Raw genomic sequence first — 19,126 nt, 5'->3', positions numbered from 1 at the left:
CTTTCTTCGCTATAAACAGTTACGCATCAAGCCTAAATCATGAAGTTGTTTCTAGATGCTTTTTTGTATATGTCCCTATTGCATTGCCTCTAACTGGATACAATTAAGTAACGAAAAAAAGCTTAATAAATAATAAGTTGTAGATTATTATATAGTATTCGAAGTAATAAATAGCTAAATGGTAAAATGCTAGCGTCAATATAGGTAGGTTAAAAATGGACTTTGATAGTCAAAAGGAGTTTGATGAATATGCTCGAAAACAATTTGAGTTGCTTAATCATAAGATAAAGCCTAGTTTCCATAAATATAATACCGAAGGTATAAAGTTAACGAATGCTTTTGATGATAAGTTAGGGCTGAAAAAAGCGCAACGCTGCTTTGAGAAAGCTTTAGCTTTAGCTACTAATAATGAATATACCAAAGCTGTTGCATGCCATGATTTAGGTGTGTTTTATTTTACGCACTTTGCGCGCTTACCTGGGGCGCCTCATTCAAATCTAAATAAAGCAGCTTCATTTTTTTCTCGTGCGATTGCAAATAAACAACGCCAACAATTCCCTGACAAATATGCTTCTAGCCTGTCTCAATTAGCTGCTGTATACCGAAGAGCGGCTAATGAACAATTGTGGTACCTTAGCCGAGAAGAAAGTTTAGTAAAATCAGAGGAATTACATCGGAAAGCTCTCAAAGTGCTTGAAAGATCCATACCAGCTTTTATTCGATTGAACCAGCTTTCAATCATTTATTTAAATTTAGCAGCAACTTTGTTCGATATAGATAAAACTGAAAAAGCCTGTGATTCTCAAGCCAAAGCATTCATTTGCTATAAAGAGGCAATTGACTGGTGTCAATCAAACTTTCCTGTCTCAGATTTAAATAGTAAAATGTCCTTGAAACCAGACAAAATAATACCTCTAACTATATCTAAGTTGACACACTTATCTAAAAGCAAAGAACACAAAGAACTTTGTAAATCAGCTTTGGAAATGGCATTAGTATTTGGACTTGACCCATTAGATATGATGAGAGTGAATCCCCATGTAGATATATCAAATCCAATCGTAGAGATTCAGCTTCTTGTAAAAGAAGCTGATGAAGATAGTAATCCCGAAAATGTTGACAGATTATCAAAAAAGGTACATTCACTGATGGTGGGTCGACAATCAACTGAGACGGACCAAGAGTCAGATAGAGTGGGCGTATTAATTCAACAAGCTAGTTCTGGTTTAGCACGTGTGTTAGTAAAAAAAGAAAAATGTATACAGGCATTTATTACACTTGAAAATACTAGTGCGATGCGCTTTTGTGAAAGTACTAGTTTGTGCTGGCTTCATATTAAAGACCCTGTTGGTCAAGTTCTATTAGGTGCGCTAAGAAAATTAGGTAGCATTTATTATGGTTTGAATGAAATTGCGCTTATGGCAAGCCATGTGAACAAGTCGCAGTTACATAATTATCTTTCTGATAGTGCGAAGTTACTAAAATCACAAAGGTCTCAAAAAACGAACAATGAAGATGTACAAATATTTAATGATTCTAAATATGCCAACATAGTTGATTTTTCTAGCAGGGCCTCGAACCCTTTAGATTTCTTAAAGCAACAAGCTAGCTTATGTTTGGGGGATTTCAAAATATTAGGACAATATATAGATCGATTAGATACAGATTACGTAAAAGACAGGCAGCGTACTTATCAAATCACATTGAATGATTTACGTGAGGCTATTAATACTCACCCAGATCAAGTGTTAGTTAAAATAGATATTGAAGATCACTATAATGATGTATTGGTAATTGTTGCCTATTTACAAAATAATCAAATCACGGCCAGAGGATATTTATTTAACTTACCTAAAAACCTTATCAATAACGTTGCTGCATTTGTTACCGATCATAAAGAAGTTAATACCGATTGGGATTTAGGATTTATTGATTGGAAACTGATGCTCCCTAGCCACTTACACAAAGTTTGTTTGCTTCCTTCATTTTTCGCTTCGCATATACCTTGGGGGGCTACAGGTAAAACAGGTGAAAAACTTTATCAATTGGTCAATGAGGTAAACTGGTTGCCTTCACTGATGTATTTGTATGAACAAGTCAAATATTATGATGATAAAACTACTATTACCAGTGTTGTTGGTGGTGATACATTATTCGATAAATTAGCACTTCATGACAACATTTTGACTGAAGTTGCTGAATCTCAAAATGATTTTTTGCATCAGTTATATCAGTCTAATATTTTTAGTTTTTATGGCCATTGTGAGCATAAACACCCAGATAGACCTAAGCTATTGTTTGAAAATTATTTTGTTAGAGATGCTGATATGCTGCATAGCGTTCGTGGGGCTGAGCGTATAGAGTTTTGGGCTTGTCAAAGTGGCTCTAATATTCCTCTGCATTTTTTACCTAGCCAGGTAAATGAGCCCTTTGGTATGGATATGAGGATGTTAGAGTCAGGAGCTAAAACTGCGATAGGTTCGCTTTGGGCTGTCCCTGAGTTGGTTACTGCACATATCAAAGCAAAATACGATAAGCTTAAAAATAATAATATGAGCGCATCTGAAGCTCTGTTAAGGGCGCAACGCTGGTGGATAGAAAGTGGTGTTGACGAAGAGTTGAATAAAATTACTACCCTTGGTGAAAAAGAGTACCTTAAAATGCTTGAATGTAATTATACTGAAAATCAGGAGTTAAGAGCACTTATGGGGCCGATACTTGCACGAAATTTTAAAGCACCTAATGTAGATATGGCTTTATTGGAACGATCATTAAAGCATCCTTCTGCGTGGAGCGGTATGCGGTTTTGCGGTATCAGTGAACAGCAAAATAAATACATCCCAAGATCGGAACTTTCTTCAGACCAACAGCAAAAGGTGAATACCCTAATTACACAAATGAATTTGCAGGCAGGCTTTATTAAAAATGCAAGATAATGACTTACCAATTACTGATTGGACTTATGATGGGCGGTTAGAGTATGTAAATAAAAATCGACTAGTAATCGAGTTGGTTATTGAGCAGGCCCTAGAAAATTTCGATGAGCAAACAATATCTCTTACATTTCAGACTCAGGGTAAAGCGGTTATTAAGATCATAGACTTGTTTAACGGAGTGCACTTTAACGTCGAAAGCTTACCTAATGGAATCCCTAAAGATATAACTTTGTTTAGCCAACTAGCATTCTGGGTAAAATATAAATCGGCTGGAATGATTTATACCGGAAATAGAACAAATAAGCAGACATCACCAGAACAGATTCCTGAGCCTATAGTAATTAAAAAAAATCATATAGATTTACAGTTAGAAAAGTTAGCGATAAACCTAAATAAACTTAACCAAAAAGTTGCAGCAGACTTGATAGGTTACTGGCTGTCAGCTAATAAAAAGCTCTTAAATGAGTTGTCTTTTATAGAAGAGAGTCCTTGCGAATTAGAAATAGACAATGATGTTTCTGATACACAAAAAACAAGGTATAAGGCAGATGCCTCTTTTAGGTTCTTGTATTTGTTTTTTAATATTAGAGAACACCTGAGCACAGTCGAACTTTATGAAAATAAGTACTTAGTAAAAGGTAGTAATCGTCCGCAGTACGTAGCTAGATATAAAGAAAGTCACCACACTAAAACTCAAATTAGACAAACTATTAAAAGTATAATTGATAAATTTAATGAAATATATGTTGAAACTGAAGACAAAGATTTTATCATTCGTGCGTTGTTTAAATCCATATCCAAGAGTGCGGTACTTGATGTATATGAAATAAATAAAAATGATCCTAGTCATTCAGACTATGTACAAAAGCTGAAACAGCTAAAAGTTAAGCCATCTTTATTAATGGAGCAGGTATCATGAGACTTGATCAGTTATCTTTGGATGAAATGGTACAAGGCCTTGAAGTTGCCGACGACAACTGGGAGATACTTTTACGTCAGCCTGACGCCGAAGAAAAATGGGCTGATGCAATAAATCGTAGAGAACATTTAAATGCTTTTTGTCGCTTAGCTGTAAAGTGGCCAGCAATAATATTTAAATATAAAAAGGTAAAGTCTTTTACCAAGAAGAACATCAACTCACCATTAATTAGTATTTTCAGTTCTGGGTACGAACCGTTTAGTGCTGTTTTGAGTGCTGACTCGCATTCAGATGAAGATAGTTTTTTATCAATTGAAGTTAAATGGGGAAAGCAACAAATCGTTGAACTAGATAACGTTACCTCTATTAGTTTTAAGAGTGATACCGTTATTAATATTTTTTATTCTTATAATGAAGGTGATGGAGTGATTAGCTCAAATGATTCTTGGTGCTTTAAGCCAGAAGAAGGAGCAGTATTACTAACTTTTGTTGAGGGTGATTGCATTGGTAATGATTTTGAGTCTATTTTAAGTCAAGCTAAATCAGTTGCGAGTGTTGTTCTTTTACCTTTATAAATAAAAAGCGAAAAAAATTACTTTCACCTGCGTATAGGGGCACCAACAATAAAAAGGTGCTCCAAAATGTCTACATCTACAAATGCTTTACTCCCAATTGAACAGTCAAAGCTTGCTAATTCGATTTCATTACCTAATTTTCATGTTTGGAAAAATTTTCTGAATTGGCCTCGGTTAAAATCAGTAAATTTAACAAACGATATCAAACTAGTTAAGTCATATAAGTGTTCAAGCCCACAAAAAGTAAAGTGTAACAATTCTTTAGTACGTTTTCGCGTGATCAAAAACTATCGACTTACCTTAATGTATACCATTAGTAATATGTTTTATCAGCTTTTTAACTATCGGAGCGATGAGCGGAAAATTATAAAAATATTCCAATTCATTAACTGTTCACTGCTAGGAGCTGAGTAATGAAATCAATCAATATCGAAAATACACATATTAGAGAGTTAGTTATCAACTGGCACATAACGGAAGCGTGTAATTATAGCTGTAATTACTGTTTCGCCAAGTGGGGTAAACCTAATGAATTACATCGCTCTCTTGAAGCTATAGAAGCACTATTGAATAACCTAGCGGACTTCTTTATTAAAGGGAATTCACCTTTAAAACAGAAGCTTAGCTATGAAAATGTTCGGTTAAATATTGCAGGAGGTGAGCCAATGATGTTGGGTAGTACCTTTTCAATTGTTCTGATGCTAGCTAAACAAAAAGGGTTTAAAACCTCAATTATCACTAACGGCCACTATTTATTAAATAATAAATTTGACCTTCCTAATAATGTATTGGATATGGTTGGGATTAGCTTTGATAGCCAGAATTATGATGTTAGGCGTCAAATAGGGAGAATTGATAGAAAAGGAAACTCTTTAAGCTCTGATGGTTTGAAATTAGCATTAGAAAAGCTATCAAGTACACAACAAGGTCTTAAAACAAAGATTAATACTGTGGTCAATAAGTTTAACTGGCAAGAGGATTTCGTTAGCTTAATATCAGAAATTAGGCCCTATAAATGGAAGGCATTACAGGTCATGCCATATGGTGAAGATAGCCTTCTTATTTCCAATAAACAATTTAATCATTTTGTAGATAAACACAGTAATGCAGGTTTACCAATATTTGCTGAATCTAATATAGCTATGACTGAATCATATTTAATGATTGATCCTAAGGGGTGTTTTTATCAAAACTCATCAAGGAACTCTGGTTATAAATACAGTGATAGCATAAATAAAATAGGTGCAGCAAACGCATTAAAGCAAATTAACTTTAACGAAGCAGTCTTCAAAGCTCGTTATCTACCTATTGAACCAGTTGTGTTAATTAACGAAGGTGCTAATTATGAAAAATGAATCATGTTTTGCGCATATGTTAGAGCAATATCTCCCTCGGGAATTCAATGAAACTGCTATTCATTCAGCTGAGGGGGATTCCGCTCATAATCCAAATATTAACTTATCGTCAAATGAGTATTGTAAGTATAATCCTTTAGGAACACCACTTCGTCCTCGACTTAGAGCTCGTAACAAAGCTGACTGTTGTATCGGGAGGAGTGGCAAACCCAAAAAAACTTATTTTTCATTCGATGAAGCTTATGACGCCGCTAAGTATATACTTCACGTGCGCGATACTGATTTAGAAATATATCCTTGTAGAAAGGGGAGTGGCTGGCACTTAACTAAAGGTTGAAATTTTTTATACCTTAATTAATAAATAGTTGCCTTAATAGTTTTTTATTCACTATCTATGGAGTTTAAAAATACGTGGGCGTAAGTGAAGTTATATATAGTCAGATTATTAACGTTTAAAGAACCGACTTATTAACATCGTTAAGTGCTTATATTTACCTAAATACAGTACTAAAAAACTGAAACTGAAACTGAAACTACAATTGGCAGTTTATTGTTGCTGTATTGGGTTTTTAATAATGAAGATTAAAAAGTGAGCCAAGCGCTCACTTTTTTTGAATTAATTGATAATCTATATATGAACACTAAAGTGTTGTCTCAGTGATGGATGTTGTGAGAATTATCATTTTAGGCTAGGTTTTTAAGGTGTTCTCTTGCTAGCTGCCTAGTTTCTTCTGACACTCTTGGTGAAGTTGAAGAGATTATTGTATTTAGTGCCTTAGTTGCCATTCCAGCTCGAATAATACGTTGAGCATGACCAGTCCTCGACAGGCATGATTTATCTGTATAGTTAGTATCAGATTTTAATGTTTCCACTATATCTTCATTTGATTTAGTGGATGATGAAAAATCAGTAAAGTATTTCACGAAGCAAGCTTGACCTACTGATTGTAATGCTCTGGTAAATTTCTCATCATTCATATTGTAACTCCTTGTATAATTGCCATCTGAAATTTTTCACTCTTCGAATGCTATTTTTGACCGCTACAGTGAGCTGGTATGAAATAAGTGAACGTAAACTTCATGTTATCCCTTTATAACAAGTATGCAAATCAAAAACGAATAACAAGAGGTAATTCTAAAGTGTTATGAAATAACCTTAATTGATATAAAAGTCATAACAGACGACTTTGAAACAAAAGATAGCAGTAATTTCGAATGGATTACAAAAAGGCTTTAATTCAGATAAATATGTAACCAAAGTAGATTTTATGTGGAATATATACCTAACATACTAAAGATGGACAAAAAATAGTTGTTTTTTGTTCCTTTGCCGCTTATTTTAACTAATGTATAATTTGCCACTTAACAAGCTATTGACGCTGTAGAGTAATTAATTCAGCCAAAATCACTAAATTCTTGTGTTTCAGTATTGCGATGTAGGCGATTTACTCGAAAGAGTTATTACATAGTACCTCCGATTCTCAGGGGGCATTTATTACGACCGAGTTATCCTAAAGGCTGGTTAGGCAAGTATACGTAAAAATCTAGCATCGATTAATCACAGGGCATGGAGTAATAAAATGAAAAAATGTGTTTTATTGTTTTAGGAATATCTATTTTGCTTTTGGATGTTATTCCCTTTGGATTAAATAGTAGTATGCTGGCTTTTTTATCTGGTCAACAAATTGTTGCTTCAGACGCTATTTTCGATGTTTTTTAGGGAACAGAAAGACTCTTAAACCTCAAGTTTTAATCGGCTTCGTGCCTGGTTCGCTACTTTTAAATATGGATATGAAAATGAAAAAGAAAATGATGATTCTGTTGGTAGTTTTATTTTATTCCGGTACGTCTTTAGCAAATGAATTAGCTGAATGTGTAGTAACATTTAATATGCTAGCCAGAACATATGAAGCAGCCGAAGGGGCAAGTAAAGGGACTGAAGAGCTTAGGAAAGTTTCAAAAATTTTGGGAAATAAATTGCTCGAGGCTTACCCAGTTCAAGCTAAAGAATTTTTTGAAAAAGAAATAATTAAAATTCAAAGTTATAAAGAAGAAGAGTTAATTGACAAGCTGGCAGTTAATTTTGAAAATTGTAGGAAAAAATTAAGGATATAATAATTATAGACCCTGTAACGTATTAACCGTCACTTTTGTCAACTTATTGAGACCTAAATAATGATTTGAAATCATCCTGTTTAATGCTCACTTAGATACTTTAGCGGCTCTTTCAATATTTGTTTAAGCTAATGTCGTTGGCCAATGGTGTTGAGCCCTGAGGGCGGTAAGATAGCCTTTACCTTTCCCACAATTAAGGTATAACAAAAGTATTAATAGCTGCTTATTTATAAGCAGCTAATTAAAAATCATGAGTATTATTGTTCAGGCTTTCGTTTAAATAGTTAGAGCGACAATTATAGATTTAAGAATCTATGAAATTATCTCGCTAGTATAGAACTTATTTATTATACAGTTACTTGGAAAAGGTTATTTTAAGTATTAACTAGTGAATCTATAACATCCTACGTTGCTTTTTCTTTTCTTCCTTATTGTGTTCTGTTAGTTCGTAAACTAGATCATCAACCACTCTGCATGATCCTTTATTGCCAATTAAATTCATTAATTGTTCTAAATTTTTCATATTATAAGAATTAGTTGCCTCAGTCTTTAAAATAAATGCCAGATCATGCCGATTAATTTTGAGTATGTCGAAAAGTGTAAGCTCTTTAAAATTTTTATCCGCAATACCAATTTTGATTTCATCATAAGTAGTAGAGTAAAAAAAAGTAAAACTATCATAATATGCCCTCCCTCCCAAGCCATATATTCTCCCGTCATCTCGTTCAGCGTACAGTAATTGGACATCTGATTTTAAAAACTCTAAGCCAATAGCTCTGCCGTCAAAGCTTTCGCATATTACATTTTTTCCATTGAGGTTAGATGATGCATAAGATAATTGAGAAAATAGCATTATTAGAAGAAAAATATATTTCATTTTTTTAACCTTTTTTAGTCTTTAATGTTCGGCTCATTGAGGGGAGATTATATCTCCAGTTATAGTGACAAATAGAACCGTTTTATTCTACTTCTGCACTGAAATAATGCTTTTTTAATCCCAACGCAACATAGCTGATAATATACTATACTGATTGAATAAGAACAGTTATTGATACGAAGTTTTTGGTGAAGTGCGCCGGAAAATGAATTTTAAATGTCGATAGGATATTTTAAAAGAATATCTAAATGCGATAGATATGGTTTAACCAAGTATAAAGCTGTGCGCAGGTTATCTAGGAGTTAGCTGCACATTATAGAGTTGTTGGAAAATGTGTATTATTTGAGTTTAAATAATTATTTCCTCTCCCTATGCCTCACATTATAGCGTTTTGACAACGCATTGCTTTACGTCTTAAATTGTAAATTATGGTTAGTAAAATGAATAGAAATTCACCAACAATTTTGATAACTAAATGCTTATTTTTAATCGCTGTAATTATCAGTGTAAATATTGGCGTTACTCATGCAGTTGAGCTAAAAATTGATAAGAATATAAAACAGGGCAATCGTTGGGAAGCTATAGTTCAGAAAAACGTATCAGGCTCTTTTCGCCTTGTATCTTTTACTCAATCTCGACTGGCTTCATATTCAAAGGGCGATTTACTAAAGTTACACATATATTTACCGCAGAAAGGTAAGGCGCGAATTACTGCTAATAACATTGTAAAAAACGATGTAAATTATCAGATGGAAGTCAAAAAAACACATTATAAGAAAGGTTGGAGTGTATTTGAGCCTTGGTCAGTAAATAATGTACTGGATAAACACGGTATCAGAGCCAGAAATTTAGGAATAGAGGCTACATTGAATGATGGAACATATTTACCTATATTGTTGAGAAAAAATGGCATTAATGCTGAAGTTAACAAAGAACAAACTTATGTCCTACATTTTTTCACTCCTGCTAATATCAAATCTATTAAATATATTGTTTTTAACGAGAGTCAGGAAACGCTTAGCGGAGAGATAACAGATCTTTTTGCCTCATCTACCTTTAACCTTGATCTCAATACAGATGAGATGGACAAAGGTTTCTACGAATTAACCCTAAACATTACTTGGTCTAATAATCGAAAATCAACCTACAAATATCCTTTTTACCATGCTGAATATGACATCAATTGAACTAAAACCAGGATATCCACTATTGTTCGCCATTGTTATCATCGTGGTGATGATTGTTGCAGCACTTAGCCTATTTAACAAAAGATCAGACGTGCTAATAACACTTCAGGTCGAAACGCTTTCTTTTGAAACTCGGAATGATCTGAATAACTTATTCGCTTTGAGCAGAACAATTGATAAAAACGACGTTTATGTCCAGAATTTTTCTGTATTTGAAGCTCGCAAATCGTCTATTGGAGGGGAGTCGGCAGCAGACAACAAAATTTCAACCGACATTGGTGATAGACTTAGCTTGAGAAATGTATCCGTAAATGAACTGAATATTCCAGAAGGAGCGATTATTAAGCTCTCATCATTTGAATCTGAAGTAGAGCAAGTGAGTATTCAATTTCAGAATATTGAGTCATCCTTTGATTTCCATCCTATAAACAATGATTCGTCTTATAGGTTTAATACTTTTAAAGAAAAAAAGATCCCTGAAGGTGGTGCAATTATAGTTAAGCCGTCAGATGAAAAATTTAACATGAGTTTCAGATTTGAGGATGCATCAGGGCTTATGGAGAGTGAAATTATTAAAATAGATCATCTTAATATTAATCAGTTGATAAATGAAACTTTGCAACCCTCTATCAAGTCTGGAATTATTGAAGTATTGAGCATAGGAGAAAAAATCAATATTCATAAAAATTCTCGCCTCTATTTTCAGGCAAGTGACATTTTTTATATCACAGACTTGTTCATTAAAAATGGATCAATAAATGTAGTTTTAGAAGGGCATACATCTAGTATTGAATATGGCTCAAATAGAACAAACATAATTCCAAACTATCTTTACTTCTTTGCGAAGAATAATTTTATACTCATAATCTTCAATACTATATTTGTGCTAATTACATTCACGTTGACTTTGGTAAAATTTACTAATGAAAAATAAAATTTGCTTATTACTCTTGATATTCATCTTCACTCAAGCCAGTGCTAATGTCGAGTCAGTCGTCAAGATTCAAAGTAGTGATATGTCTACTAATGGAAACGGGGTAGTTGTAGGTCATGATGATAAATTTGTTTATTTGGCCACTGCAATGCATGTCATTGATGAGATTGACGTTTCAAATGTGTATTTTTACTTTTATCACTATACCGATTTTCCGCAATTTGAGAAAATAGAAATTTTAGGTGGTGAGGTATTAAATAACTTTAAAGATATAGATTTATCCTTTATAAGAGTACCAAAAAATGATTCTCTAAAGAGCTCTCCGATGCTCTCCGTAGAGCTTGGTAGAACACGTTTTTGTAGGGATAGGGAAAAGTCTACAATTTTAGGTTTTTCAGGTGCAGCTACTACAACATTCCAGAAAGTAGAGTCTGAGTTAATGACCTTTGACTATTATGATAATCCAAAGTTTTTTAGGATAGCTTCTCCTTCATTAGACGAGGGTATGTCTGGTTCACCAGTCTTAGGTAATCAGAGCATTTGGAGAGGGATTTTGTTATCAAGATCAAATTCTAATCAAGGACAAGTCCTACATGTAAATGAGATCATCAAAAAGGTCGACGCATTGTCTATTCCAAAAAATCATATTGGTAGCCACCTAAAATCAGGTGTAACTTGGGGCTTATCTTCAATTTATGTTAAACCTAAAAATGGCCAACAGGGTATTAATGTGGATTCGGTAAAAGAATTAAAACTAGAATTGAATCCAAATGGAAAAGTAAGCGGAACATTTACCTCTTCATATTGCTTTACCGAAAAAGGAATCAGATTTGACGATGTTAAGGGAAGCGGGTACTTTTTCAAAACTCCTAGCGCAAATAATCCAAGTTTCTTTAATCCACACTCTATTTTTACTCCTACGATACTGGCTTACCACTTTGTCATTACTCAACCTTCTTTCGCATTTAATTTTCAAACGGGAAAAACCGCAAAGCCAAAACTTCAACTAGAAAATGAAAACTATAGACTTCTGTTTGATAAATTAGATTGACGGATAAGCTTAATGTCATGATCAAATAAATTTTGCCACTCAATTGTATACAGTCATCACATTACTATAATTTACTTTTGTCCAGCAAAAAATGAACAAATAAAGGCGATGTCGTTACACTAAACTTTAATATTATTGCTCTTAACAAACTCTACGATTGATTCCAAGTCACCGAAAGTATCTAAAAGCATTTTCATAGCATGCATACTCACTTGCTCGTCTTCATCTTTAGCTAGAGTGCACCAAGTTTTTATTAATACATTAGGCGGGGATAACCGTTGTTTTTTGACCTCAGTAATACTAGTCATGTTAACTCCATTTTTTGAGACTCCATACATCAAAAGTAGTAAACATTTACAGTTTCTGCAATAGTGCACTGATTTTGTTGCTAGTAAATTTTTGTCATAATTGATTTAAATAATTCAGCAGTTTTAGTTACAGAGTGCTGAGTACTTTCAGTGATTTATCATCAGCGATTATATGGTAAGCGCACAATTAAGCAGTGCGCTTAGCTATAATCGAATTCTAGCTGCACATTCCACGGCATTAAATCTGTTAAATCATCATCGTCACTTTGACGTGCGGGCAATGTTTTGAAAAAATGCTGTAAGTAATAATAGGGGTTAATTACGCGCTTACTTAAGTAAATCAAAATATGTAACCTTATATTGTGTCTTTTTCTTTTATTTTTTAGTAGTCTACATGTGTTGCTTTTATAACCATATCTGATTGAAATTGACCTATATATCTTAATAAGGATTTGCTAAATGAATGGACCTCGCTTCTACTTTCAAGTTGTAGTAATTATCTCCGGTATTTTAGGACTAACGGCCTGTGGTGGGAGTGGCTCGGAAAAAAAGAAAGATCCTTTACCTGAACCAGTAATAGTTGAATCTATTTACTCTGAAGAAGTTAATAATTACTACAGCTTAGATCCTTACACCGATGATACTGACAGTGATGGTCTAAAGGATGATTATGAAATTACGTATTCAAATGAACATATGTCTCCAAGCCTTGCTGATACCGATAAAAATGGTATATCTGATGCGAATGAAGACAATGACCAAGATGGCTTAACTAATCTTCACGAGCAAGAATTAGCAACTTCACCTTTTTCTCATGATACTGACTCAGATGGCTTGACTGACAAAGAAGAAATTACACTAAAGACAGATCCCTTAAAAGTGACAGTGATGAAGACGGACTTCTAGATGGTGAAGAAGTTCAACTTGGCCTTAATCCTTTAAAGGCAGATTCAGATGATGATGGGGTAAGTGACTTAAATGATTCTCAGGAGCTAATATTTGTTAATAATGACTTAATAAAATTAACAGTGGATGCGACTCCGAACTTAAAAAAACATTTTAATGTGACAGTAAACCAAATAGTACCGGCTGATGACTCCTTTACGGTCCCTTCCTCATATCAACTAGATATTATAGATTTACCTGCAAGTTTTATCGAACCAATATCGTTAACACTGAACACACAAACAGATTCCACAAGTACAAAAATATTTTATTATGATAATACGTTAGGCTTACAGCCAGTTCCCGACAGTATGATTGATAACTTGGATGCTACAAATGATTCAATAACAGTAAAAGCTACAGTCCAAGAGCTTATGGGGCTTCAATCAGAAGAAATTTCAACTTTATCTCAAAAGGTCTCATTTAATAAAAGTCCATATATAACCAACTCATCTCTTACTTCAAGTAATATTTTAAGCTCAATTCTTTTTGTTATTGCTAACACGGAAACGAGTAAAGCTTTATATGAACGTTTTTTTACAAAGGAAAACTTATCGCCAAATTTTAAATTTGATTTTTCAAGTACAACGGGAAGTCGAGCCATTAATTTAGGTAGCAATCCTAGTTATACCATTGGTTCTCATATCGAAGAATCAGGGGTGTTGATTAATACCACTGGCGCTATTGTTTTCTCACCTAATGTTAACGTCAATAATTATAGTCTTACGTTATATTTTGATCGGATAGATAAAGAAGGTGTTTTATTATCACAAGAAAATACTGAAAGCTTAGGTAACTACAATTACATATTTATTGACCAACCTTCTAATAAACCCACAGCCGTAACGCTTGTAAAGCAAGATAGTCAGTTCACGATATATCTAAATGGTAAGCCCTATCAGCAAAGAGAAGCCTTAGAAGGCATTCCTGAATACTCTGCGTTTATGCCCATAACCATCGGTAAGCCTTTAAGTAATTGTGATGCAAATAATGATACAACTTCGTGTTTGAACAATAAGCAACTAGAAGGCGTTTTACTTGAAATAGAATTCTACGAGCATGCTCTTTCGCAAGCCGGAGTTCGTAAGACTGTGAATGGTAAATATAATGAGTGGATGTCTGATACTGATACCGATTCAGACACATTGCTTGATGTTGATGAACTATTAGGCTTCGTTATTTATGATGAAGGTAATATTGTTCAAACTAATTATTTGCTCGCCGATTCTGATTCTGATTCCCTTAATGATAATGATGAATTACAAGGTTGGTTAAATATAGGTTCGAATTCGCCATCTTCTTTAACAACTGGTAAGTCGCAAAAGACTAGTACACTGAATAGTCATTCTGGAGATATTGATTATTGTGATGGTCCCTTTTTATCATCAGCCTGTATTTCTTATTTAAAAACATATAAAAAAGTTTCAGACCCATTAACTGATGATTCAGATAAAGATGGGATTAGCGATGCTGATGAATACTTTTTAGGTACAAACTCAAACTCTAAAGATTCTGATAATGATGGTTTGTTGGACAAACAAGAGCTCTATCTTGAAACAGACCCGTCCGATCCAGATACAGACGGTGATGGCCTGATGGACGGTATGGAATATTACTTATCAGGTGAAGTTGCGTTTCCTAATTTAGGTGATGATGGCGTTGTTGATTTAGGTTTAGATCCAACCACACCTAATGTTATAGATACTTATGAAGGTATTGAAGAGATAGAGTTAACCATTAATTACTTATTAGAAAAACAAACCGATGGCATATTCTCTGAAATATTTAATAAGGCAAGTATTGCCATATGGTCATCACAGCTAGAAAAAGTTAAACAGCTAGGAATGAATAATTTTACTTTGCGTAGTCACTTTCATAATGGATATGGTACCAATGAATTTAAATATATAAATTTTAATAATTATTCTGATCAGCTTGCACTTTATAATAAAGCCATAAGTAGAGCTGATTTATTTACAGAATACAAAATAACACATATAGGCTATGGACTAAAAAAAGGGTCTGCGTTTGAGGCTAAAAACTCTTACCAAGCGATAGGACAAATAACAGGAATGTTTGCCGCCTTTGCTCCTATTGCTGATATTCCATTAACTGCCAGAGATTTAACTGCAAATTTAATCTATGGTCGTTTTGATGATGCTGTATTAGATTTGGTTTCTTTGATTCCTGCTGGGGGTGATGCAGCTAAGATTTATGCCAAGATAATTCCTTTAATTAAGAAGTTTAGAAACAATAAGCGATTTGCTAATGTAATCATAAAGCTGTTATCTGAATATGCATCAAAATTCACTAACACACAAAAGATTTCAATCATGGCAACCTTAATTGGTGCGGATGTGTTAGATGCCCTAATGTATGAAGGTGCAAGTAGCTCTGTAAGTAATACAACATCATTAGAAAGAAATGCAATTCAACTATCTAATGAATTTAATACCTCTGCCGCTCCCCTTCGCTTTACCATTGATGAAGTTATAGCTATTGCGAAAGGCGTAGATGTAAAAAAATTAAAAAACCTGCTTGATGACGATAGTATTGAAGTGGTCAAAGCTCCGCCTTTAGCCCCCGACGTAGGTGCTTTTAACGGTGTATTTCATAGGTCTCTTCTTAATGAGCATTGGAAAAATGCACAAGATTTTGTTGAATCTGTGATTAAAGAATCAGGAGCTGTCACTAAACAAGAAGTTACTATGACACCGCCCAAAGGTAAAAAATATATCAATGGAAAAGAAGCTGGTGAATTAGTTAATAAACGAAGAGATGATATTGTTGTAGACAAAGGGGATGTATACAAAAATAGTGATGGAACTCAATCTATAGATGTTGATACTCACGAGGTTAAAGCGGGACCGATGAGTTATTCAAAGGAAATAAGGAAAGAAGTTGAGAAAGATTGTTTACGCTTAAATGCTAAAGGACGTAATGATCAATTCACCAGAATGGATAAGTCAGGTGGGACAACCTTCGTTAATGTAGAAAATGTTACGTGGCACTTTACAGCTAGTGGTAAAACATCAAAGAAAGTTGTCTTAGGAGCCAGTAAGCCATTATTAGAAGCCTTGAAATGTAAAAAATATGGTGGAAAAGCAATTAAAGTAAAAGCCTACTTGCCGACACCTAAATCAACAAGTGCAAAAAGCTCTAATCAAACAAGTAAAATTGCTAAAGCAGTTTTTATTACCAAAGATATTAATGTGGGAGATGCTCCCTTAAATAACTCTCAAAGTACTAGTTCATTTATTAACACGCCTATCCAACTTGATATTAGCTTTGGCTATAGAGAATTATTAGACAGCGATGGTGATGGTTATGACGATGCCATTGATGTATTCCCTAACGATATCAGATATCACTTAGATACTGATAATGATGGAATGGCTGATGCTTGGGAGGTTCTCTACGGACTTGATCCTAATGACGATACTGACAAAGATTTAGATCCAGATAACGATGAATTATCTAGCTTAGCTGAGTTTGAATTAACTCTCGAGCTTGGCAGTGATTATTCAGGCTATCATCCAACAAGAGCCTCACCTAAAGTCCCACAAGCTAAGACTATTAATATTCAAGTAGGTGGCTCTTATCAATTTCCTTTGGCTCCTATTGTTACGTGGTCAGGAAAAGATGAGTCTTTTGAAGCCTACTTACTTACTGAGACTATGAGCGATGGCCTGAGCCCTTTAGGGGCTGATGAATTCAATCACTTTGGATTAAAAGTCGATGAAACGGTGACACAAGGCACTCAATTAACCCTTACATACCGTATTCAATTAACTACAGGGGAGTTAACTAATTTAGCCTCTCTGACTGTAAATACAAGCATAATAGATGCTAATGAGAAGCCATTTATTTTTACAGTAAAAATAGAAGATGGTAATAGTGTTCAATTTTATACTAATAATGAATATACCTATAATTACTCTATTGATTGGGGAGATGGTTACAAATCGACAAATTTAACTAGTGATACAAGTCATACATATGAATCTAATGGTGAATATGAGTTGACTGTAACTGGTTTATTACCTTCTGTACATTTTAATATCTCGTATCCAGAATCGCAGTGCTATATTTCTGAGGTCACACAATGGGGAAGTAATCGTTGGGTTTCAATGCAATCGATGTTTAATGGTTGTCACTCTTTATCGATAAAGGCCCAAGACGAACCTGATTTATCTTTGGTTACAAACATGGATGGTATGTTTGTCGATGCTACGTCTTTTAATGACGATATTTCTACTTGGAATGTAAGCAATGTGACTACAATGTATTTCATGTTTGCTAAGGCGATCTCTTTCAACCAAGATATCTCTACTTGGGATGTAAGCAATGTAACTAACATGGGTATCATGTTTGATAACGCGATCTCTTTCAACCAAGATATCTCTAATTGGGATGTAAGCAATGTAACTAACATGGGTACCATGTTTAATAACGCGATCTCTTTCAACCAAGATATCTCTACTTGGGATGTAAGCAATGTAACTAACATGGGTTTCATGTTTTATAACGCGATGTCTTTCAACCAAGATATCTCTACTTGGGATGTAAGCAATGTAACTAACATGGGTTCCATGTTTTATAACGCGACCTCTTTCAACCAAGATATCTCTACTTGGGATGTAAGCAAAGTTACTTATATGGGCTACATGTTTTCTGGAGCAAGCGCATTCAATCAAGACATTTCTGCGTGGGATGTAAGCAATGTGACAAGTATGCGTTGGACTTTTTCTGGCGCGAGCTTATTCAACCGAGATATTTCTGCTTGGGATGTAAGCAAAGTTACTGATATGGACTACATGTTTTCTGGAGCAAGCGCATTCAATCAAGACATTTCTGCGTGGGATGTAAGCAATGTGACAAGTATGCGTGACACTTTTTCTGGCGCGAGCGCATTCAATCAAGACATTTCTGCGTGGGATGTAAGCAATGTGACAAGTATGATTTGGACTTTTTCTGGTGCTAGCTCATTTAACCAAGACATTTCTAGATGGAATGTTGGCAATGTGACTAGCATGGTTGCTATGTTTCGAGGAGCAAGCGAATTCAATCAAAACATATCTGGTTGGGATGTTAGCAAGGTTACCTTAATGCTTGATATGTTTTCTGGCGCTAGCTCATTCAATCAAAGTATTGCCGCGTGGGATGTAAGCAATGTAACTCATATCAACGGAATGTTTTCTAACGCTATCGAATTCAACCAAGATATTTCGGCTTGGGATGTAAGCAATGTAACTCATATGTCCTACACGTTTTCTGGTGCAAGCTCATTTAACCAAAATCTAGCCACTTGGGATACAAGCAATGTAATTAGCATGTGGGCCATGTTTAGTGGCGCTAGCTCATTCAATCAAAATATTTCGGCTTGGGATACAAGCAAAGTTACTTATATGGACTACATGTTTTCTAGAACAAGCGCATTCAATCAAGACATTTCTGCGTGGGATGTAAGCAATGTGACTGATATGAGTAACACTTTTGCTGGCGCGACCGTTTTCAACCAAGATATTTCAGCTTGGGATGTAAGCAATGTGACTGATATGGACTACATGTTTTCTGGAGCAAATGCATTCAACCAAGACATTTCTATGTGGGATGTAAGCAATGTAACTAATATGCATAGCACTTTTTCTGGTGCCAGCGCATTCAACCAAGACATTTCTATGTGGGATGTAAGCAATGTAACTAACATGGGTTCCATGTTTTATAACGCGATCTCTTTCAACCAAGATATTTCTGCGTGGGATGTTAGTCATGTTGTTGACATGAGCTATATGTTTTGGAAAGCAGAAAGTTTTAGCGCCAACCTGTCAAGTTGGGATGTTAGTAGCGTGACTATTTACAATAATTTTTCCAATGGCAAGCTTATTCCACCTATTTGGCCTTAATCATATCTTTCTATCTGA

14 protein-coding genes are annotated in these 19,126 nt (G+C 34.5%); 11 read left to right on the top strand and 3 right to left on the bottom strand.

Translation table 11 applies throughout. The features are described from left to right. The first annotated feature begins 215 nt into the window (after positions 1–215). The 5 genes from DBO93_RS09925 (at position 216) to DBO93_RS09900 (ending at position 6,122) form a co-directional block, all read left to right on the top strand. Positions 216–2,936, top strand: coding sequence for a CHAT domain-containing protein (locus tag DBO93_RS09925; RefSeq protein ID WP_108456205.1), 2,721 nt, complete (start codon positions 216–218; stop codon positions 2,934–2,936). Further along, positions 2,926–3,855 (top strand): hypothetical protein, encoded by a 930-nt coding sequence (locus tag DBO93_RS09920; RefSeq protein ID WP_108456204.1) that lies wholly within the window; start codon positions 2,926–2,928, stop codon positions 3,853–3,855. Before DBO93_RS09925 ends, DBO93_RS09920 begins: the two co-directional genes overlap by 11 nt. After that, positions 3,852–4,430 (top strand): hypothetical protein, encoded by a 579-nt coding sequence (locus DBO93_RS09915; protein ID WP_108456203.1) that lies wholly within the window; start codon positions 3,852–3,854, stop codon positions 4,428–4,430. The genes DBO93_RS09920 and DBO93_RS09915 overlap by 4 nt, the downstream gene beginning before the upstream one ends. A 413-nt stretch (positions 4,431–4,843) precedes the next feature. Continuing rightward, on the top strand, positions 4,844–5,785 hold the full coding sequence (locus DBO93_RS09905) for a viperin family antiviral radical SAM protein (RefSeq protein ID WP_108456201.1): 942 nt from the start codon (positions 4,844–4,846) through the stop codon (positions 5,783–5,785). Beyond that, positions 5,775–6,122: a hypothetical protein gene (locus tag DBO93_RS09900; RefSeq protein WP_108456200.1), complete on the top strand. Its 348-nt coding sequence runs from the start codon at positions 5,775–5,777 to the stop codon at positions 6,120–6,122. The genes DBO93_RS09905 and DBO93_RS09900 overlap by 11 nt, the downstream gene beginning before the upstream one ends. Positions 6,123–6,469: 347 nt before the next feature. On the opposite strand, the gene DBO93_RS09895 is transcribed toward DBO93_RS09900, so the two are convergent. Beyond that, positions 6,470–6,763, bottom strand: a complete 294-nt coding sequence (locus tag DBO93_RS09895; RefSeq protein ID WP_108456199.1) for a hypothetical protein — start codon at positions 6,761–6,763, stop codon at positions 6,470–6,472. An 819-nt stretch (positions 6,764–7,582) separates the two neighbouring features. Between DBO93_RS09895 and DBO93_RS09890 the strand changes: the two genes are divergently transcribed. Continuing rightward, the gene (locus DBO93_RS09890) at positions 7,583–7,900 is read left to right on the top strand and encodes a hypothetical protein (protein WP_108456198.1); all 318 of its coding nucleotides are present in this window, start codon (positions 7,583–7,585) and stop codon (positions 7,898–7,900) included. A gap of 394 nt (positions 7,901–8,294) precedes the next feature. On the opposite strand, the gene DBO93_RS09885 is transcribed toward DBO93_RS09890, so the two are convergent. Then, positions 8,295–8,777: a hypothetical protein gene (locus DBO93_RS09885; protein WP_108456197.1), complete on the bottom strand. Its 483-nt coding sequence runs from the start codon at positions 8,775–8,777 to the stop codon at positions 8,295–8,297. 440 nt (positions 8,778–9,217) lie between these two features. Between DBO93_RS09885 and DBO93_RS09880 the strand changes: the two genes are divergently transcribed. Genes DBO93_RS09880 through DBO93_RS09870 form a run of 3 tightly spaced genes read left to right on the top strand, consistent with a single transcriptional unit; the run spans position 9,218 to position 11,949 of the window. Next, positions 9,218–9,964 (top strand): hypothetical protein, encoded by a 747-nt coding sequence (locus tag DBO93_RS09880; protein ID WP_108456196.1) that lies wholly within the window; start codon positions 9,218–9,220, stop codon positions 9,962–9,964. Further along, positions 9,951–10,898: a hypothetical protein gene (locus DBO93_RS09875; protein ID WP_108456195.1), complete on the top strand. Its 948-nt coding sequence runs from the start codon at positions 9,951–9,953 to the stop codon at positions 10,896–10,898. Before DBO93_RS09880 ends, DBO93_RS09875 begins: the two co-directional genes overlap by 14 nt. Then, on the top strand, positions 10,888–11,949 hold the full coding sequence (locus DBO93_RS09870; protein ID WP_108456194.1) for a serine protease: 1,062 nt from the start codon (positions 10,888–10,890) through the stop codon (positions 11,947–11,949). Before DBO93_RS09875 ends, DBO93_RS09870 begins: the two co-directional genes overlap by 11 nt. 119 nt (positions 11,950–12,068) lie before the next feature. Here DBO93_RS09870 and DBO93_RS09865 read toward each other — a convergent pair whose 3' ends face one another. Beyond that, a complete protein-coding gene (locus DBO93_RS09865) occupies positions 12,069–12,257 on the bottom strand; it encodes a hypothetical protein (RefSeq protein ID WP_108456193.1) in 189 nt (62 codons plus the stop codon). Between the two features lie 459 nt (positions 12,258–12,716). Between DBO93_RS09865 and DBO93_RS09860 the strand changes: the two genes are divergently transcribed. Beyond that, the gene (locus DBO93_RS09860; protein WP_108456192.1) at positions 12,717–13,163 is read left to right on the top strand and encodes a thrombospondin type 3 repeat-containing protein; all 447 of its coding nucleotides are present in this window, start codon (positions 12,717–12,719) and stop codon (positions 13,161–13,163) included. Positions 13,164–13,321: 158 nt separating this feature from the next. Next, positions 13,322–19,108, top strand: coding sequence for a BspA family leucine-rich repeat surface protein (locus DBO93_RS09855; protein ID WP_162533761.1), 5,787 nt, complete (start codon positions 13,322–13,324; stop codon positions 19,106–19,108). The last annotated feature ends 18 nt before the right edge of the window (positions 19,109–19,126 follow it).

This window comes from Colwellia sp. Arc7-D (assembly GCF_003061515.1).
GTDB lineage: Bacteria > Pseudomonadota > Gammaproteobacteria > Enterobacterales > Alteromonadaceae > Cognaticolwellia.
Note: the sequence above shows the minus strand (reverse complement) of the source record. Positions and strands in the feature narration are given on the sequence as shown.